The 2,045-nt window shown below is 60.7% G+C and carries 2 protein-coding genes and 1 pseudogene; 1 reads left to right on the forward strand and 2 read right to left on the reverse strand.

The genetic code is table 11. From position 1 onward, the window contains the following. A pseudogene (locus EET67_RS25275) lies at positions 1-119 on the forward strand (IS5/IS1182 family transposase); the annotation flags it as partial. A gap of 131 nt (positions 120-250) precedes the next feature. Here the strand turns inward: EET67_RS25275 and EET67_RS25280 are convergent. Next, positions 251-1,024, reverse strand: a complete 774-nt coding sequence (locus EET67_RS25280) for an ImuA family protein (protein ID WP_128628912.1) — start codon at positions 1,022-1,024, stop codon at positions 251-253. 234 nt (positions 1,025-1,258) lie between these two features. Then, the gene (locus EET67_RS25285; protein ID WP_128628913.1) at positions 1,259-1,897 is read right to left on the reverse strand and encodes a hypothetical protein; all 639 of its coding nucleotides are present in this window, start codon (positions 1,895-1,897) and stop codon (positions 1,259-1,261) included. Positions 1,898-2,045: the final 148 nt, after the last annotated feature.

Genomic DNA, 2,045 nt, shown 5'->3' on the forward strand with positions numbered 1-2,045 from the left:
AACTCAAACACTTCAGGGCGGTGGCCACAAGATACGACAAGCGTGACGACAATTTCCTCGCATCCGTCCAGCTCGCGTCAATCCGCATATGGCTGCGAACTTATGAGTCGGTCACCTAGTAATGTCATTCATGGTTCCACACGCTGAGTTACTCATTGTAGAGTAAAGTTGATTAGTGTCGCGATCGATACACGCAGCTAACCGGCTGGAGGTAGCGGTCCTTGGCTACGCGCCGTTCACCAGCGGCTGGTCAGGCGGTGGCGATGCGGCGGGCGATCTCCTTCTGAACCTGTCCGTGGACCAGGTCGGAAGGAAGACCGAGACGACCCTTGTCATCGCAAGCCTCCAGCTCGAAATCCGCACTCTCTCCGGCGCGTGCCCGGATCAGTTCCAACAGCCAGCGGTGTCTGCCGACTCCTGGAACCGGAAGTGGGCGAGACGGCAGCACGGAAATCCGCCACCGGGTCGATGCAGCCGTCGGCTGGCCAAAGTCCGTCGCTTCGGCCTGTCGTCGCCATCGCCTCAGCGCCAGCCCCATTGTGCCGGACGCCTCGGCCACAAGTTGCAACCGCCGCGACGCGGTCATCGAAAGCTGCACCAGCTCGGCGACCACGCAGCCCAACGCGCCATGGCGAAGGCCTTCCTCGAAGCAGTTCAAGACGCTCTTCTCGTCACCGGCTTCGACATAAATGACCCGGTTGGGTTCGAGCCCCACTTGCGCGATGGCCGGGGCAAACAGGTCGGGACGTGTCAGGCACCAGAGCGTCTTGCCCTTCACCCGCGCCGCGACGCCAGCCGCAAACAGGGCGGCAGCCGCACCGTCGATTGCGCCATTGCCGCCACCTGCCACCTCGTGCAGTGCGCCAATGGCCAGTCCGCCACCGGGCAGGCGCGTATCGACCTCCTGCAAGCCGAACGGAAGCACGGCTCGGGATAAACTCTTCCCACCTTCAACGCTTTCGATCCGAGCGCGCAACGCCTCTATGGCTGCCGTACGTGACACGCAGCTTCGCCTTCCTGACATTTAGTTCTCTATTTGTTCTGCAGGAATATTGCGGAGTCAAGAGAGAGCGGTGAAGATTCCTGTTCTGCTCGCGCGTGCGGCTGAGGAGTGTCCAAATACCCAGCGGCCAGCACGTCGCTCGAGCCATACCGACCCGGAAAACCCTAAGGGCCACGACCTCCCGCAGTTGCCCACTTGGAGCGGGCGACGGAATCGGGGCGGCCCGGGCCACTCTTCGAGATTGGTAAAATCATTTTACAAACCCGACTTTCTCCCAGCCCCTGATTCCAATGGGATCATGACGTTTCCGTTGTCGTATCTTGGCCCTTTGCCAATCGCCCATTGGAGAAGCGGGACCACATGGCCGGAAAGCCACGGGACCAAATCCGGGTTCCACTGGGCCTGCCCGCCCAGGTCCCACAAAAGATCGGCAAGCTGCCGCCATTTACTGCCTTCGGGGAATTTCATGACGTGCGGCGCGGTCGAATTCAGCACGTTCGGCTCGATAAAGAGGGCGATGTTCTCAAGCTCGGTACGCGCGAAGCGAGCAGGGACCTCGATTTTCTTGGCAAGCGCTCCCTTCAATACCCGCTTTCCCTTGTCGGCAGGCTTCAGGGCCTCTTCGATGTCGTGGATTATCGCGGTCAATCTGTCGACGAACTGGCTAATCCCGAAGTTCGCTTTCGCACGGGCCAGGTTGCGAAGCCCGGCAATGCCTCCCGTATTGGCAAGATCAGCAGCCGTTTTTGGGGTGGCGCCACCCACGCCCGCAATTGCCTTGACCTGCTTGACTGTCAGCCGCCGTCCGGCTTCGAGTGCCGCAAGAACCGTTTCAACACAATCCAGGTTGGCGGCGAGTACGCCCATCGTGGTCGGGGCAATACGGGCTTCCACCAGGCGTTCCTTGTGGTTGTGCAGCCTTGTCGCTGTCAATGACCATGGAATCGGGACCCCGTATTTTCGCGTAAAAGGGACCCCCTGCTTGGGTTGATGAAGGGCACGGCGGTGAGCGCCCGATCAGGCGAAGCTGGTCGGGGTTGCA

The organism is Borborobacter arsenicus (assembly GCF_003934165.1).
In the GTDB taxonomy this organism is placed as follows: Bacteria; Pseudomonadota; Alphaproteobacteria; order Rhizobiales; family Rhizobiaceae; genus Pseudaminobacter; species Pseudaminobacter arsenicus.

Coding starts and splice junctions, on each gene's coding strand:
- EET67_RS25280 (WP_128628912.1), bottom strand. CDS start 1,024: ATGTCAGGAAGGCGAAGCTGCGTGTCACGTACGGCAGCCATAGAGGCG.